The sequence below is a fragment of the Streptomyces sp. Z26 genome (assembly GCF_003665095.1).
Taxonomy (GTDB): domain Bacteria; phylum Actinomycetota; class Actinomycetes; order Streptomycetales; family Streptomycetaceae; genus Streptomyces; species Streptomyces phytohabitans.
Window position 1 is genome coordinate 3,299,869 of the sequence record NZ_RCHV01000002.1, and the last position, 14,277, is coordinate 3,314,145.

Below are 14,277 nucleotides of genomic sequence, written 5' to 3' on the forward strand. Positions count from 1 at the left end.
GAGGACCCGTATGAGCGCCAGCGCAGACGGCGACGGCACCCGCGTCGTACGGGCCGGGCTGCCCGAGGAGGAGCCGTACGCGGCGCCGCTCCCCGGCCCGGTCTTCGCCGCGCACTACCACCTGCCGGGCGACCCGACGGGCGCCCCGTACGCGTACGGCCGCGACGCCAACCCCACCTGGACGGCGCTGGAACAGGCCATCGGGGAGCTGGAGGCGCCGGACGCGGACGACGCCACGGGCGCCGATGACGGCGGCGTCCCCGGACCCGTGCACACCGTCACCTTCGCGTCCGGCATGGGCGCGATCTCCGCCGTGCTGCTGGGCACCGCCCGCCCCGGCGACGTCGTCGTGCTCCCCTCCGACGGCTACAACCTGCTCGTCCCCACCCGCGAACGCCTGGAGGGCTACGGCGTCGAGGTCCGTACGGCGCCCACCGGCGGCGACGCGCAACTCGACGCGCTCGACGGCGCGCGCCTGCTGTGGATCGAGTCGCCGTCCAACCCCGGCCTCGACGTGTGCGACATCCGCCGCCTCACCGACGCCGCCCACGCGCGCGGCGCCCTCGTCGCCGTCGACAACACCCTCGCCACACCCCTCGGGCAGCGCCCGCTCGCCCTCGGCGCGGACTTCTCCGTCGCCAGCGGCACCAAGGCGCTGACCGGCCACGGCGACGTACTGCTCGGCTACGTCGCCTGCCGCGACCCCGAACTCGCCGCGACCGTACGGCAGTGGCGCAAAACCGTCGGCGCCATCCCCGGCCCCATGGAGGCGTGGCTCGCGCACCGGTCGCTGGCCACGCTGGAGGTGCGCACGCGCCGCCAGGCGGAGAACGCGCTGGCGCTCGCGGAGGCGCTGGGCGGACGGCCGGAGGTGCGCGACGTACGGCATCCCGGGCTGCCGTCCGACCCGTCGTACGCGCTGGCGTCGCGCCAGATGCGGCGGTTCGGGTGCCTGGTGTCGTTCACGCTGCCCGACCGGGAGTTCTGCGAACGCTTCCTGGCCGCCCTGCGGTTGGTCGACGACGCCACCAGCTTCGGCAGCGTGCGCACCACGGCGGAGCGGCGGGCGCGCTGGGGCGGCGACGCGGTGCCGGAGGGGTTCGTCCGGATGTCGGTCGGCCTGGAGGACGCGGCGGACCTCGTGGCGGACGTCGAACGGGCGCTGGAGCGGGCGGCTTCGGGCCCGGACCCGGCGGCGTAGCGGGCGGTACGTGCGGCGGGCGGTACGTGCGACGGGCGTACGTGCGGCGGACCGTGCGTACGGCGCGGCCGACCCGATCGGGGCGGGCTTCGGGTGGGGCCGGGGCGCGGTGGAGCGCCGGGGGGCGTGCCGCGCGCGGCGTCACTCCGGGGCGTGCTCCGGTCCGCCGTAGTCCGGGCTGGAGTAGTCGGGGCTGGAGAACCGCGGCCGCGTCGTGGTGTCCGTCTCGCCCGGACTCCGCGACGCCGGGCTGGAGTAGCTCGGGTGCGAGTAGCCGAGGCGCGGCGTGCGGTGCTCGTCCGGCGCGCCGCCCCGGGTGTCCGGCAGGGCCGGGCCCGTCGTACGGGCGGGCGCGGTGGACGGGCCGTCGAGCGCGTCCCGCAGGAACGGTTCGACACCCCGGTCGCGCAGCGCCGTACGCCACGCGTCCCGCGCCTCGGCCACCTCCGCGGCGAGCCCGCCGTGCGGATCGTGCCCGCCGGACACGGCACCGACCGGCGCGCGGACGGAGCTGGCGCCGTTGCGCACCGCCGCGAGCAGCAGCCCGGCCATGCCCGCCAGCGCCGTGGCGGCGGCGAGCACGGCGAACGCCCAGCCCGCGTTCCGCAGGGCGGCGGCCAGGGCGGGTTCGGGCGACAGCATGTGCAGGGCGTAGCCGACGATCAGGAAGATGCAGGCGGCGGTACCGGCGAGGAGCGGCGCCAGCACGGAGACCATCGCGACGGCCCCCGCCCCCGCCGTGTCCGTGAGGCCCGCGGTCATCGCCCCGGCCAGGCCCAGTCCCGCGGCACCGGCGTCCCGCGCGCCACCGCCACCGCTCCCGTCACCCCCGTCGTCCGTACCGGCACCCGTGCCCGTGCCCGGGTCCGGTCGCGGGTCGGAACCCGCCCCGTACGACGGCGCGTCGACCCGCTGCCGCAGGTCGTCACGGAGCGCCGTGAAGCGCGCGTACTCGGCGGCGGCGCAGGCCGCGATCGGCTCGGCGGCGTCGAGCGCCATCGTGCGCAACTGTTCGTCGTTCAGCCGTGGGCCGGTGGTCGCCGGGCCCGTACGGCGGCGTGCGGTGCGCAGCGCCTCGTCGAGGACCCGCTCGAACTCGGGCCGGTCCTCGACCAGCAGGTGCGGAGCGCTGTTCATCTGCATCCCCCGATGCTCCTCGGAGCCGTAGGGCCGCGCTGTCGGTTGTCGACGCAGAGACGGAGGGGAGCTCGCTACGGCGGACCACCGATGGTAGAGCGCCACGGGTGCGGGGTGACAGGGTGTTTGCGGAATTACTCCCGCACCGACGTCCCCACGACACCCCGCGCGCTACGGCTGCACGCCGACCGCCCTTTCGACAAGGGGCAGTTGGGTCACGAGTAGCTTTCCGGCCATCGTCACCCCGCCGTCCATCGCGACCGCGAGCCCCTCGGCGTACACGTGCGGCCCCGTCACGTTCGGCGCCCCGGGCTCGTCCTCGCTGCCCACCTCGCCCAACAGGTACGGGATCGGGCTGTGCCCGTGCACGATCCGCGTGCCGCCGAAAGTGTCCAGAAGACGGCGCGCGGCCTCGGCACCGGACGCCTCGTCACGGAACGCGAACCGCTTGGTGAACTTCCGGAACAGCTCCCACGTCTCGTCGGCGTCGTTCTGCTGGAGGGTCTGCGTGATCGCGTCGTTGACGGACTCGACGGTGTCGCCGTAGTCCAGATAGCAGGTGGCGTCCGAGTGCAGCAGCAGGTGGTCGTCGGCGACGGCCATCGCGTCCAGCCGCGACATCCACTGGATGTGGTGCTCCTGGAGGCGCTCCATGTCGGTGCGCTGACCGCCGTTCAGCAGCCAGGCGGCCTGGAACGAGGCCGTGCCCGCACCGGAGTTGACCGGCGTCTCCCCGAACCGCTTCGCGCCGATGAGCAGCAGCTCGTGATTGCCCATCAGGGCCTTGCAGTAGCCCCCGGCCGCCGCGGCCTCCGCGGACAGGCTGATCACCAGCTCGATCACGCCGATGCCGTCCGGGCCCCGGTCGGTGAAGTCACCGAGGAACCACAGCCGTGCGTTGCCCGCCCGCCAGTGGTCGTTCGTGTCGATCAGCCCGGCGCCGACCAGCGCGGCACGCAGCTCGTCCAGGTAGCCGTGCACGTCCCCGACCACGTACAGCGGGCCCTCGCCCTGCGCGCCGGGGGAGGGCGCCGCCTCGGGCGCCGGGATGTCGACCAGGGTGCGCTCGCCCTCCGGCGCGCGGCTGATCACCGGCAGGTCGCGCTCCGTGGGCGTGTACCCGTCGGGCTCCTCCGCCGCGTCCGGCTCCACGGTGCCGGGCGCCGGGCCGGTGGTCGGGTTCGCCGGGGGGGCCGCCGGAGGCGGCGGCACGGGCGGTGCGGGCGGAGCGGCGGGCGGCGGGGGCGTCACGGGCGGCGGCGGTACCGGTGAGGCGTGCGGCGGCGGGGGAGGCGGCGGCATGTGCGGCGGCGGCGGTACGGGCCCGGCCGGGGGCACGTGCGCGCCCGGCGGCACGGTGCCCGCCGGGTGCACGGGACCGCCCGCCGGAGGTACGGGGCCGGGCGGGGGCACGTGCGGAACGGGAGGTCGCGCGGGTGGCGGGGTGGGCGCGTGCGGTACGTCCCGCGCTCCGAACGGGTCGGCGCCCGCCCCTTCTTGCCACGTATCGGGTCCCTGACCGGCCCCCTGAGTCATAGACCCCTCCACCACTCTGCTGCCGTGCACCTGCCGGACGCTGCCCTGGTCGGGAGCCGGACCCGGTGTCGTCCACCCATCATAGGAATGCTGGTCGGGGCTTGTGACGCACCTGGGGGGTCGCAATTGGCCCGACCACCGGGCAGGCCGGTCAAACGTCCCGATTTCTTCGGATTCCCCTCCGCCCCGCGCGACACTCCCGTGCCGGTTCGCCTCACGTTTGCGACACGGCCGCGACGCCGTGGCCGCGCGGAACGCCGTACCCGCGCACGACTCCCCGCCCGCGCGCCGCCATCCACCCCGACGCGCCCCTCCGTACGCGCCCCCGCACGCGCCCCGCTCCCCGGCCGTTCCACGTACGGCCGCCCGCCGTTCCGCCGGCCCCGCCGCCCGTTACTCCGGCGGCACCGAACGCGGCGCGCTGACCGTCGTCCGTACGGGCCGCCGCTGCGAACTCGTGCGCACGATCAGGTCCGTGGGCATCACCTGCTCCACGGGCCGCCCCTTGTTGGTGCCCTCGATCGCGTCGATCAGCAGCTGGATCACCGTGTTCCCGATGCGCCCCGGCTTCAGGGACAGGGTGGTGATCGGCGGCTCCGTCGTCGCGTACACCGTCGACTCGCTGCAACACACGAGCAGCAGGTCGTCCGGCACGCGCATGCCGTACCGGCGGGCGGCGGCGAGCAGGTCGGTGCCGTTCGGGTCGAACAGCCCGTACACCGCGTCCGGCCGGTCCGGGCGCGCCAGCAGCCGGTCGGCGGCGACGGCGCCCGCGCACGGGTCGTGCGCCGGGTACGCCTCGACGACCGGGTCCTGCCCGACGCGCTCGCACCAGTCCAGGTACGCGCTGGTGGACAGCCGGGTGTACGTGTCCGTGCTGGTGCCCGTCAGCAGCCCGATGCGGCGGGCGCCGGACTCCGCGAGATGGTCGAGCAGGCCGCTGACGGCCGCCTCGTGGTCGTTGTCCACCCACGCGGTCACCGGCAGCGACCCGGCGGGGCGGCCGTCCGAGACCACGGGGATGCCGGAGCGCACCAGCTCGGTGACGACCGGGTCGTGGTCGGAGGGGTCGATGACGACGGTGCCGTCCAGCGCCACGTTCGACCAGATGTCGAAGGCGCTGTGCCGCGAGGTCGCGGGCAGGATCACCAGCGCGTACCCCCGGGCGAGCGCCGCCGACGTCGCGGCGCGCGCCATCTCCGCGAAGTACGCGAACTCGGTGAAGGTGAACGGTTCTTCGCCGTACGTCGTGACCGTGAGCCCGATCAGCCCGGACTTGCCGGTGCGGAGCGTGCGCGCGGCGGCGGACGGGCGGTACCCCAGCCGCTCCGCGACCGCGCGCACGTGACTGCGCGTGGCGTCGGGCAACCGTCCCTTCCCGTTGAGCGCGTCGGAGACAGTCGTGATGGAGACACCGGCGGCGGCGGCCACGTCACGGATGCCCGCTCGCCCGTTCAGCCGGCTGCCCGACGGGGGGTTGGCGGCTTTCCGGCTCACCTGATGCTTCTCTGCTGCTGTCATGGCGACCCGATCGTAGGCCCGCAGGAGTGTGTTCGCGGGGACGTACAAGCAAAGGGGGGCAGGCACGATTCTGCATGCTGCCTGTGCACTAACGGCCTTGGAATTTCCGGTAGTTGTGCTGTTCGCTGAGCGGATCATCCCAGATGGGGCCAGTTGCACCCGCAGAATCAGCCAGGTCTCGAACCGGTCACAACTCACCTTCACGAGCGATGCGCGCTACGGCGCGCGCCACCGGCGCACAGATATGGGGGAACACACCCCCTCCCCGCCTGGGAATCCTCTTAGGGTGTGCGGAGATCGCCCGATCCGAGGAGGCAGCCACATGTCCGAGAACGTTCCGAAGCTCCGTGCCGCGCTGGACGACATGCCCTCCTACAAGCCCGGAAAGCGGAACTCCTCCGACGGCCCCGCCTCGTACAAGCTGTCCTCCAACGAGAACCCCTTCCCGCCGCTGCCCGGTGTCCTCGAATCGGTGACCGGGGCCGCCGCGTCCTTCAACCGCTATCCCGACATGGCCTGCGCCGATCTGCTCAACGAGCTGTCGACGCGGTTCGATGTGCCCGTCGAGCACCTCGCCACGGGCACCGGCTCGGTCGGCGTCGCCCAGCAGCTGCTCCAGGCCACGGCGGGCCCGGGGGACGAAGTGATCTACGCCTGGCGGTCGTTCGAGGCGTACCCGATCATCACGCAGATCTCCGGCGCCACCTCCGTACGCGTGCCGCTGACCGCCGGTGAGGAGCACGACCTCGACGCCATGGCGGACGCGGTCACCGACCGCACCCGCCTGATCTTCGTCTGCACCCCCAACAACCCGACGGGCACGGCGATCCCCGGCCCGGAGCTGGAACGGTTCCTCGACCGCGTCCCGCGCGACGTGCTGGTGGTGCTGGACGAGGCGTACCGCGAGTTCGTACGGGACGACCGCGTCGCCGACGGCCTCGCCCTCTACCGCGACCGCCCCAACGTCTGCGTGCTGCGCACCTTCTCCAAGGCGTACGGGCTGGCCGGGCTGCGCGTCGGCTTCGCCGTCGCGCACGAGCCGGTCGCCGCCGCGCTGCGCAAGACGGCCGTGCCGTTCGGCGTCAGCCAGCTCGCCCAGGACGCGGCCGTCGCCTCGCTGCGCAGCGAGGACGCGCTCCTCCAGCGCGTCGGCGCGCTCGTCGCGGAGCGCACGCGCGTCGCGGCGGCGCTGCGCGACCAGGGCTGGACGGTCCCGGCGACGGAGGCGAACTTCGTGTGGCTGCGGCTGGGCGACCGTACGACGGACTTCGCGGGGGCGTGCGAGCGCGCGGGTGTGGTCGTACGGCCCTTCGCGGGCGAGGGCGCACGGGTCACCATCGGTGAGCCGGAGGCCAACGACATCTTCCTGGAGACGGCCGAAACCTTCCGCAAGACGCTCTGAGAGCGGCGCGGCGGGGCGGGCTCCGGGGCGCCGTCGGGTCCTTCACGGGCCCGGCGGGGCGCCGTCGTCCGGTGCGCGGAGCGAGAGGGACCCCCGTGTTTCGGGTGAAAAAGGCCTGCTGCATACTGGGCTTGTGAATGTGAACGCATTCACAAGATCTGTTTGCGGGCCGAAGGAGACCACCTCGTGGACCACCTCGCTCTGGCGCCGGAGACCCTGGCGCGATGGCAGTTCGGCATCACCACCGTCTACCACTTCCTCTTCGTCCCCCTGACGATCTCGCTGGCCGCCCTCACCGCCGGCCTGGAGACCGCGTGGGTGCGCACGGGCAAGGACACGTACCTGCGCGCCACCAAGTTCTGGGGCAAGCTCTTCCTGATCAACATCGCGATGGGCGTCGTCACCGGCATCGTGCAGGAGTTCCAGTTCGGCATGAACTGGTCCGACTACTCGCGCTTCGTCGGTGACGTCTTCGGCGCCCCGCTCGCCTTCGAGGCGCTGATCGCGTTCTTCTTCGAGTCCACCTTCATCGGCCTGTGGATCTTCGGCTGGGACAAGCTGCCGAAGAAGCTCCACGCCGCCTGCATCTGGACCGTCGCCGTCGGCACCGTGCTGTCCGCGTACTTCATCCTCGCCGCGAACTCCTGGATGCAGCACCCCGTCGGCTACCGCATCGACGAGGCCACCGGCCGCGCCGAACTCACCGACTTCTGGGCCGTCCTCACCCAGGACACCACCCTCGTCGTCGTCTTCCACACCCTGACCTCCGCCTTCGTCGCGGGCGGCGCCTTCATGACCGGCATCGCCGCGTACCACCTGCTGCGTGGGCGGCACGTCGCCGTGATGCGCACCTCGCTCCGGCTCGGCCTGGTCACCCTCGTCGCCGCCGGGGCGCTCACCGCCGTCAGCGGCGACGAGCTGTCCAAGGTGATGTTCAAGCAGCAGCCCATGAAGATGGCCGCCGCCGAGGCCCTGTGGGACGCGGAGTCGCCCGCGCCGTTCTCGATCTTCGCGTACGGCGACGTGGAGAAGGGCCACAACACCGTCGCCGTCGAGGTGCCCGGCCTGCTCTCGTTCCTCGCCGAGGGCGACTTCTCCGCCGAGGTCCCCGGCATCAACGACGTCAACGAGGCCGAGCAGCGGGCGTACGGCCCCGGCGACTACCGCCCCAACATCCCCGTCGCCTACTGGGGCTTCCGCTGGATGATCGGCTTCGGCATGGCCTCCGTCGCCCTCGGCGCCGCCGGACTCTGGCTGACCCGCCGCCGCCTCTGGCTCGCCGAACGCCTCCGCACCGGCCCCGACGAGGTGCCGCGCCTCGCGCTCACCCGGGAACGGGAGCTGGGCCCGGCGCTCACCGGCTGGTACTGGCGGCTGTCCTTCCTCACCCTCACCTTCCCGCTGATCGCCAGCTCCTGGGGCTGGATCTTCACCGAGACCGGCCGCCAGCCCTGGGTCGTCTACGGCGTGCTGCGCACCCGCGACGCCGTCTCGCCCGGCGTGACGCAGACCGAGGTGCTGATCTCGATGTGCGTCTTCACGCTGCTCTACGCCGTGCTGGCCGTGATCGAGGTGCGGCTCCTCGCCACGTACGTCAAGGCCGGGCCGCCCGAGCTGACCGACGCGGACCGGCACCCGCCCACCCGGATCGGCGGCCCGCCCGGCGGCGGGTCCGGTTCCGGTTCCGGGGACGGTGCGGACGCGGACGACCCCGACCGCCCGATGGCCTTCTCCTACTGAGCCCGAGGAGCGCGAGATGGAACTGCACGACGTCTGGTTCGTCCTCATCGCCGTCCTCTGGACCGGCTACTTCTTCCTGGAGGGCTTCGACTTCGGGGTCGGCGTCCTCACTCGCGTGCTCGCCCGCGACCGGCGCGAGCGCCGCGTACTGATCAACACCATCGGGCCCGTCTGGGACGGCAACGAGGTGTGGCTGCTGAGCGCCGGCGGCGCCACGTTCGCGGCGTTCCCCGACTGGTACGCCACCCTCTTCTCCGGCTTCTACCTGCCGCTGCTGCTGGTCCTGGTCTGCCTGATCGTGCGCGGCGTCGCCTTCGAGTACCGCGCCAAGCGCCCCGAGGAACGCTGGCAGCGCAACTGGGAGCGCGCGATCTTCTGGTGCTCGCTGCTGCCCGCGTTCCTGTGGGGCGTGGCCTTCGCGAACATCGTGCACGGCGTGGACATCGGCCCCGACAAGGAGTACGCGGGCGGGCTGCTCGACCTGCTCACCCCGTACACCCTGCTCGGCGGGCTCACGACGCTCGTCCTCTTCACGTTCCACGGCGCCGTGTTCACCGCGCTGAAGACCGTCGGGGACATCCGCGGCCGGGCCCGCGCCCTGGCCACCGCGCTGGGCTGCGCGGCGCTCGCCCTGGCGGCGGCGTTCCTGGCCTGGACGCAGGCGGACCGGGGCGACGGCGGCAGCCTCGCCGCGGCCGCCGTCGCGGTGGTCGCGCTGGCGGGGGCGGTCGGCGCGAACGTACGGGGCCGGGAGGGCTGGTCGTTCGGGCTGTCCGGGGTGACGGTCGCGGCGGTGACGGCGGCGCTGTTCCTCGCGCTGTTCCCGGACGTCATGCCCTCGACGCGGGACCCGCGGTGGAGCCTGACCGTGAGCAACGCGGCGTCCAGCCCGTACACGTTGGAGATCATGACGTGGTGCGCGGCGATCGCCGCGCCCGTGGTGGTGCTCTACCAGGGCTGGACGTACTGGGTGTTCCGCAAGCGCATCGGCACCCAGCACATCGCGGACAGCCACGCGGTCGGGCACACTCCGGCCGGTGGCGACACGGCAGCGAAGCGCTGAGGGGTTTCACGTGAAACCAGTCGACCCCCGGCTGCTCCGGTACGCGCGCGCCACCCGGTTCTTCCTCGTCGCCCTCGTGGTGCTGGGGCTGGCCGGGGCGGGGCTGGTCATCGCGCAGGCGATGCTGATCGCCCGGATCGTCGTCGGCGCCTTCGAAACGGGCCTCTCCACCGCCGAGTTGCGCACCCCGCTGCTCCTGCTCGCGGCCGTCGCGCTCGGCCGCGCGCTCGTCGCCTGGGCCACGGAACTCGCCGCGCACCGGGCCGGTGCCGCCGTCAAGTCCGAGCTGCGGCTACGGCTGTTGCGGCACGCCACGGCGCTCGGCCCCGCGTGGCTGGGCGACCGGCGCAGCGGCGAACTCACCGCGCTCGCCACGCGCGGAGTGGACGCCCTCGACGACTACTTCGCCCGCTACCTGCCCCAACTCGGCCTCGCCGTCGTCGTTCCCGTCGCGGTCCTCGCCCGTATCGTCTGGTCCGACTGGATCTCCGCGCTGACGATCGCGCTGACGCTGCCGCTGATCCCCGTCTTCATGATCCTCATCGGCTGGGCGACGCGCAGCCACATGGACCGCCAATGGCGGCTGCTGGCGCGGCTGTCCGGGCACTTCCTCGACGTCGTCGCCGGGCTCCCCACGCTGAAGGTCTTCGGCCGGGCGAAGGCACAGGCCGACAACATCCGCGCCATCACCGCCGACCACCGCCGGGCCACCCTGCGTACGCTGCGGCTCGCGTTCCTGTCGTCGTTCGCGCTCGAACTGCTCGCCACGATCTCCGTCGCGCTCGTCGCCGTCGGCATCGGCATGCGCCTCGTCCACGGCGAACTCGACCTCTACACCGGGCTGGTGGTGCTCGTCCTGGCCCCCGAGGCGTACCTTCCGCTGCGGCAGGTCGGTACGCAGTACCACGCGGCGGCCGAGGGGCTGGCAGCTGCGGAACAGGTCTTCGACGTGCTGGAGACGCCACTCCCCGGCCCGGCCGACGTGCCCGCCGGGGGCGCCGGTGCCGGCAGCGGCGTTGTGCCCGTACCCGTACCCGACGTCCGTACCGCCGGGCTCGTCCTCGACCGCGTCGCCGTACGCCACCCCGGCCGTGCCCGGGACGCGCTGCCCGAGACCAGCCTGACCGTCGCGCCCGGCGAGACCGTCGCCCTCGTCGGCCCGTCCGGCGCGGGCAAGTCGACGCTGCTGGCGGCGGTGTTGGGCTTCGTACGCCCGGCGGCGGGCCGGGTGCTCGTCGGCGGCACGGAGCTGGCGGCGCTTCCCCCGGCGGGGTGGCACGCGCAGATCGCCTGGGTGCCGCAGCGCCCGCACCTCTTCGCCGGGACCGTCGCCGACAACGTGCGGCTCGCCCGCCCCGACGCCACCGACGCGCAGGTACGCGCCGCGCTCCGCGCCGCCAGCGCCGCCGACCTCGCGCCGGACACGGTCCTCGGCGAGCGCGGCGCGGGCCTGTCGGCGGGCCAGGGTCAACGGGTCGCGCTGGCCCGCGCGTTCCTCGCGGACCGGCCGCTGCTGCTGCTCGACGAGCCGACCGCCGCGTTCGACGGCGCGACCGAGGCAGATGTCGTGGCCGCCGTCCGGCGCCTCGCGGCGGGCCGTACGGTGCTGCTGGTCGCACACCGGCCCGCGCTCCTCGCCGTGGCCGACCGCGTCGTGACCCTCCCGGACCCGGACACCGGCCCGCCCGCCGCGGCGGACACGGCGGGTCCGACCCCGGCGGCGGTACGGGGCGCGGACGCCGCTGCGCCGGCGCCCGGCCCGGCGCCCGCCCCGACGGCGCCCGCCCCGGCCGAGCACCCCGACGCCCCCGCCGTACCCGCGCCCCGTACCGGCCATCCGCTGGCGGCCGTACGGCGGGCCGCGCGGCCGTTCGCCGGGCGCTTCGCCCTCGCGCTGCTGCTCGGAGCGCTGGCGCTGGGCAGCGCCGTCGGGCTGATGGCCACCTCCGGGTGGCTGATCTCCCGCGCCTCCGAACAGCCGCCGGTGCTGCACCTGTTGGTGGCGGTGACGGCGACGCGCGCGTTCGGGATCGGGCGGGCCGCGTTCCGGTACGCCGAGCGGCTCGTGTCCCACGACGCCGTGCTGCGGGTGCTGGCCGGGCTGCGCGTGACCGTGTACCGGCGGCTCGAACGCCTCGCGCCCGTACGCCTCGCCCGCGCCCGGCGCGGTGACCTGCTGTCGCGCCTCGTCGCGGACGTCGACACCCTCCAGGACCACTTCCTGCGCTGGCTGCTCCCCGCGGCCACGGCGGGCGTCGTCGGCGCCGCCGCCGTCACGTTCACGGGCGCGGTGCTCCCGGCGGCGGGCGCCGTACTGGCCGTGGGCCTGCTGGCCGCCGGGGTCGGCGTACCGGCCCTCACCGGCGCCGTGTCCCGGCGTACCGAACGGCAGTTGGCGCCCGCCAGAGGCGTACTGGCCACCCGCACCGTCGACCTCCTCACCGGCACCGGCGAACTGACGGTCGCGGGCGCCCTCCCCGCGCGTACGGCGGAGGTACGGGCCGCCGACGCCGCCCTGACCCGCGTCGCCTCGCGCAGCGCGGCCCGTACGGCGCTCGCGGCCGGGCTGACCGCGCTGGTCACCGGGCTGACGGTGGCGGGCGCGGCCTGGGTCGGCGTACGCGCGGTGGGTGACGGGCGGCTGGACGGGGTGTGGCTGGCGCTGGTGGTCCTCACGCCGCTCGCGGCGTTCGAGGCGGTGGCCGGGCTGCCGCTCGCCGTGCAGCACCGGCAGCGCACGCGCCGGGCCGCCGAACGCCTCGAAGACCTGCTGGACACGGGTGACGCGGGGGGCCCGTACGGGCCGGAGGCGCGCCCCGGGCGCGTACCCGCCGAGGCGGAGGCGGCGGCGCTGCGGGCCGCGCCGCGCGTCGCCCTGCGCGGGGTCACCGCCCGCTACCCGGGGCAGGCCCGCCCGGCACTCACCGGCTTCGACCTGGACCTGACGCCCGGCAGGCGCGTCGCCGTCGTCGGCGCCTCCGGCGCGGGGAAGTCCACACTGGCGCAGGTCCTGCTGCGCTTCCTGGAACCGGAGTCGGGCACCTACACCCTCGCCCCGGACACGTCCCCTCTCCCGAACGCGCACGACGCCACGGCCCACGACGCCACGGCCCACGACGCCACGGCCCACGACGCCACCGCGCTCGACCCCGACGCCGTACGCCGCGTCGTCGGGCTGTGCGCCCAGGACGCGCACCTCTTCGACAGCTCCCTCCGCGAGAACCTGCGCCTCGCCCGCCCCGCCGCCGACGACGACGCCCTCCACGGCGCCCTCGCCGCCGCGCGCCTCGACGACTGGGTGCGCACCCTCCCGTACGGCCTCGACACCATGGTCGGCGAGCACGGCGCCCGGCTCTCCGGCGGCCAGCGGCAGCGCCTCGCGCTGGCCCGCGCGCTGCTCGCGGCCTTCCCCGTACTCGTCCTGGACGAGCCCGCCGAGCACCTCGACCTGCGGACGGCCGACGCCCTGACCGCCGACCTGCTGGCCGTGACGGAGGGCCGTACGACCGTGCTGATCACCCACCGCCTGCACGGGCTTGAAGCCGTCGACGAGATCGTCGTCCTCGACGCGGGCCGTACGGTCGAACGCGGCACGTACGGGCGGCTGGCCGCCGCCGACGGCCCCTTCCGGCGGCTGCTCGACCGGGAGGCGGAGACGGCCGGGCTGCTCGCGAAGCGGTGACGGGCGGGGCGACCCGGGGGACGCCCCGAGGAGGCGACCGCTCGCTACGCGGGCGCCGCCAGCAGCTCCTCGATGGCGACGGCCACACCGTCCTCCTCGTTCGACACCGTGCGGTCGGTGGTCGCGGCCAGCACGGCGGGATGCGCGTTGGCCATCGCGTACGACCTGCCCGCCCAGGCCAGCATCTCCAGGTCGTTCGGCATGTCCCCGAAGGCGACGACCTCGTCCGGGCCGATGCCCCGCTCCGCGCAGCACTGCGCCAACGTGCTGGCCTTGCTCACGCCCGGAGCGCTGATCTCCAGCAGCGCGCTCGGGCTGGAGCGCGTGAACTCCGCGTGCGCGCCCGCGTGCGTACGCCCCAACGCCAGGAAGTCGTCCGGGTCCAGGTCCGGGTGACGCGCCAGCAGCTTCAGCACCGGTCCGTCGCTCAGCGTACGGCCGTCGCGCTCCGCCGCCGACTCCGCCAGGAGCTTCTCGGCGGGGGCGACGGCGCCGCCGGGGTCGAGCGCGTACTGCGGGTACTCCGGTTCGTGGTCCACGCCGCCGCTGCGCTCCACCGCGAAGCACACGCCGGGGGCCGCCGCGCGCAGCGCGTCCACGACCGTCAGCGCGTCGGCCCGCTCCAGCGGGCGCACCCGCACCGTCTCGCCGCCCCGGTGCAGGTCCACGACGGCGGCGCCGTTGGCGCAGATCGCCAGGCCGTGCCGGTGCACGTGCTCGCTGACGACGCCCATCCAGCGCGTCGGCCGCCCGGTGACGAAGAAGACCTCGACCCCGGCCTCCTCGGCGGCGGCCAGCGCCCGCACCGTACGGGCGGACACCGACTTGTCGTCGTGCAGCAGCGTGCCGTCCAGGTCGGTGGCGATCAGCCGCGGGCGGGGGCCGTACCGGGAGGCGCTGACGGCGGCGGGGGCGGGGGCGGCAACGGGGTGCTCGGAAGGCTCGGTCACGTCCCTATCCTCCCGTAACGCCCGCACAGGAGTGCGGCCGGGCGC

At 74.6% G+C, this 14,277-nt stretch carries 9 protein-coding genes; 5 read left to right on the forward strand and 4 right to left on the reverse strand.

What is annotated here, in order from left to right; genetic code table 11:
* The first annotated feature begins 10 nt into the window (after positions 1-10).
* A complete protein-coding gene (locus D7M15_RS14665; protein ID WP_121517923.1) occupies positions 11-1,201 on the forward strand; it encodes a cystathionine gamma-lyase in 1,191 nt (396 codons plus the stop codon).
* Positions 1,202-1,342: 141 nt separating this feature from the next.
* Here D7M15_RS14665 and D7M15_RS14670 read toward each other — a convergent pair whose 3' ends face one another.
* From D7M15_RS14670 to D7M15_RS14680, 3 genes are all read right to left on the reverse strand, one after another.
* Positions 1,343-2,344 (reverse strand): hypothetical protein, encoded by a 1,002-nt coding sequence (locus D7M15_RS14670; RefSeq protein ID WP_121517924.1) that lies wholly within the window; start codon positions 2,342-2,344, stop codon positions 1,343-1,345.
* A 165-nt stretch (positions 2,345-2,509) separates the two neighbouring features.
* Positions 2,510-3,889, reverse strand: a complete 1,380-nt coding sequence (locus D7M15_RS14675) for a metallophosphoesterase (protein ID WP_121517925.1) — start codon at positions 3,887-3,889, stop codon at positions 2,510-2,512.
* A gap of 378 nt (positions 3,890-4,267) precedes the next feature.
* Positions 4,268-5,395 carry a LacI family DNA-binding transcriptional regulator gene (locus D7M15_RS14680; protein ID WP_121517926.1) on the reverse strand — a complete coding sequence of 376 codons (1,128 nt, stop codon included), beginning with the start codon at positions 5,393-5,395 and terminating at the stop codon, positions 4,268-4,270.
* 322 nt (positions 5,396-5,717) lie between these two features.
* Here D7M15_RS14680 and hisC point away from each other — a divergent pair, with 322 nt between their 5' ends.
* The 4 genes from hisC to cydD all read left to right on the forward strand — a co-directional run bounded on the left by hisC (position 5,718) and on the right by cydD (position 13,282).
* Positions 5,718-6,797, forward strand: coding sequence for a histidinol-phosphate transaminase (gene hisC / locus D7M15_RS14685; RefSeq protein ID WP_121517927.1), 1,080 nt, complete (start codon positions 5,718-5,720; stop codon positions 6,795-6,797).
* A 186-nt stretch (positions 6,798-6,983) separates the two neighbouring features.
* Positions 6,984-8,537, forward strand: a complete 1,554-nt coding sequence (locus tag D7M15_RS14690) for a cytochrome ubiquinol oxidase subunit I (protein WP_121517928.1) — start codon at positions 6,984-6,986, stop codon at positions 8,535-8,537.
* A gap of 16 nt (positions 8,538-8,553) precedes the next feature.
* Positions 8,554-9,600, forward strand: coding sequence for a cytochrome d ubiquinol oxidase subunit II (cydB, locus tag D7M15_RS14695; protein WP_121517929.1), 1,047 nt, complete (start codon positions 8,554-8,556; stop codon positions 9,598-9,600).
* Positions 9,601-9,610: 10 nt separating this feature from the next.
* Positions 9,611-13,282 carry a thiol reductant ABC exporter subunit CydD gene (gene cydD / locus D7M15_RS14700; protein ID WP_121517930.1) on the forward strand — a complete coding sequence of 1,224 codons (3,672 nt, stop codon included), beginning with the start codon at positions 9,611-9,613 and terminating at the stop codon, positions 13,280-13,282.
* Between the two features lie 44 nt (positions 13,283-13,326).
* On the opposite strand, the gene D7M15_RS14705 is transcribed toward cydD, so the two are convergent.
* The gene (locus D7M15_RS14705; protein ID WP_240649654.1) at positions 13,327-14,151 is read right to left on the reverse strand and encodes a Cof-type HAD-IIB family hydrolase; all 825 of its coding nucleotides are present in this window, start codon (positions 14,149-14,151) and stop codon (positions 13,327-13,329) included.
* Between the last annotated feature and the right edge of the window lie 126 nt (positions 14,152-14,277).

Bases quoted from the DNA above. Each gene is read 5' to 3' on its own strand.
- cydB (WP_121517929.1), top strand. From the start codon at position 8,554: ATGGAACTGCACGACGTCTGGTTCGTCCTCATCGCCGTCCTCTGGACC.
- D7M15_RS14670 (WP_121517924.1), bottom strand. From the start codon at position 2,344: ATGCAGATGAACAGCGCTCCGCACCTGCTGGTCGAGGACCGGCCCGAG.
- D7M15_RS14680 (WP_121517926.1), bottom strand. From the start codon at position 5,395: ATGACAGCAGCAGAGAAGCATCAGGTGAGCCGGAAAGCCGCCAACCCC.
- hisC (WP_121517927.1), top strand. From the start codon at position 5,718: ATGTCCGAGAACGTTCCGAAGCTCCGTGCCGCGCTGGACGACATGCCC.
- D7M15_RS14665 (WP_121517923.1), top strand. From the start codon at position 11: ATGAGCGCCAGCGCAGACGGCGACGGCACCCGCGTCGTACGGGCCGGG.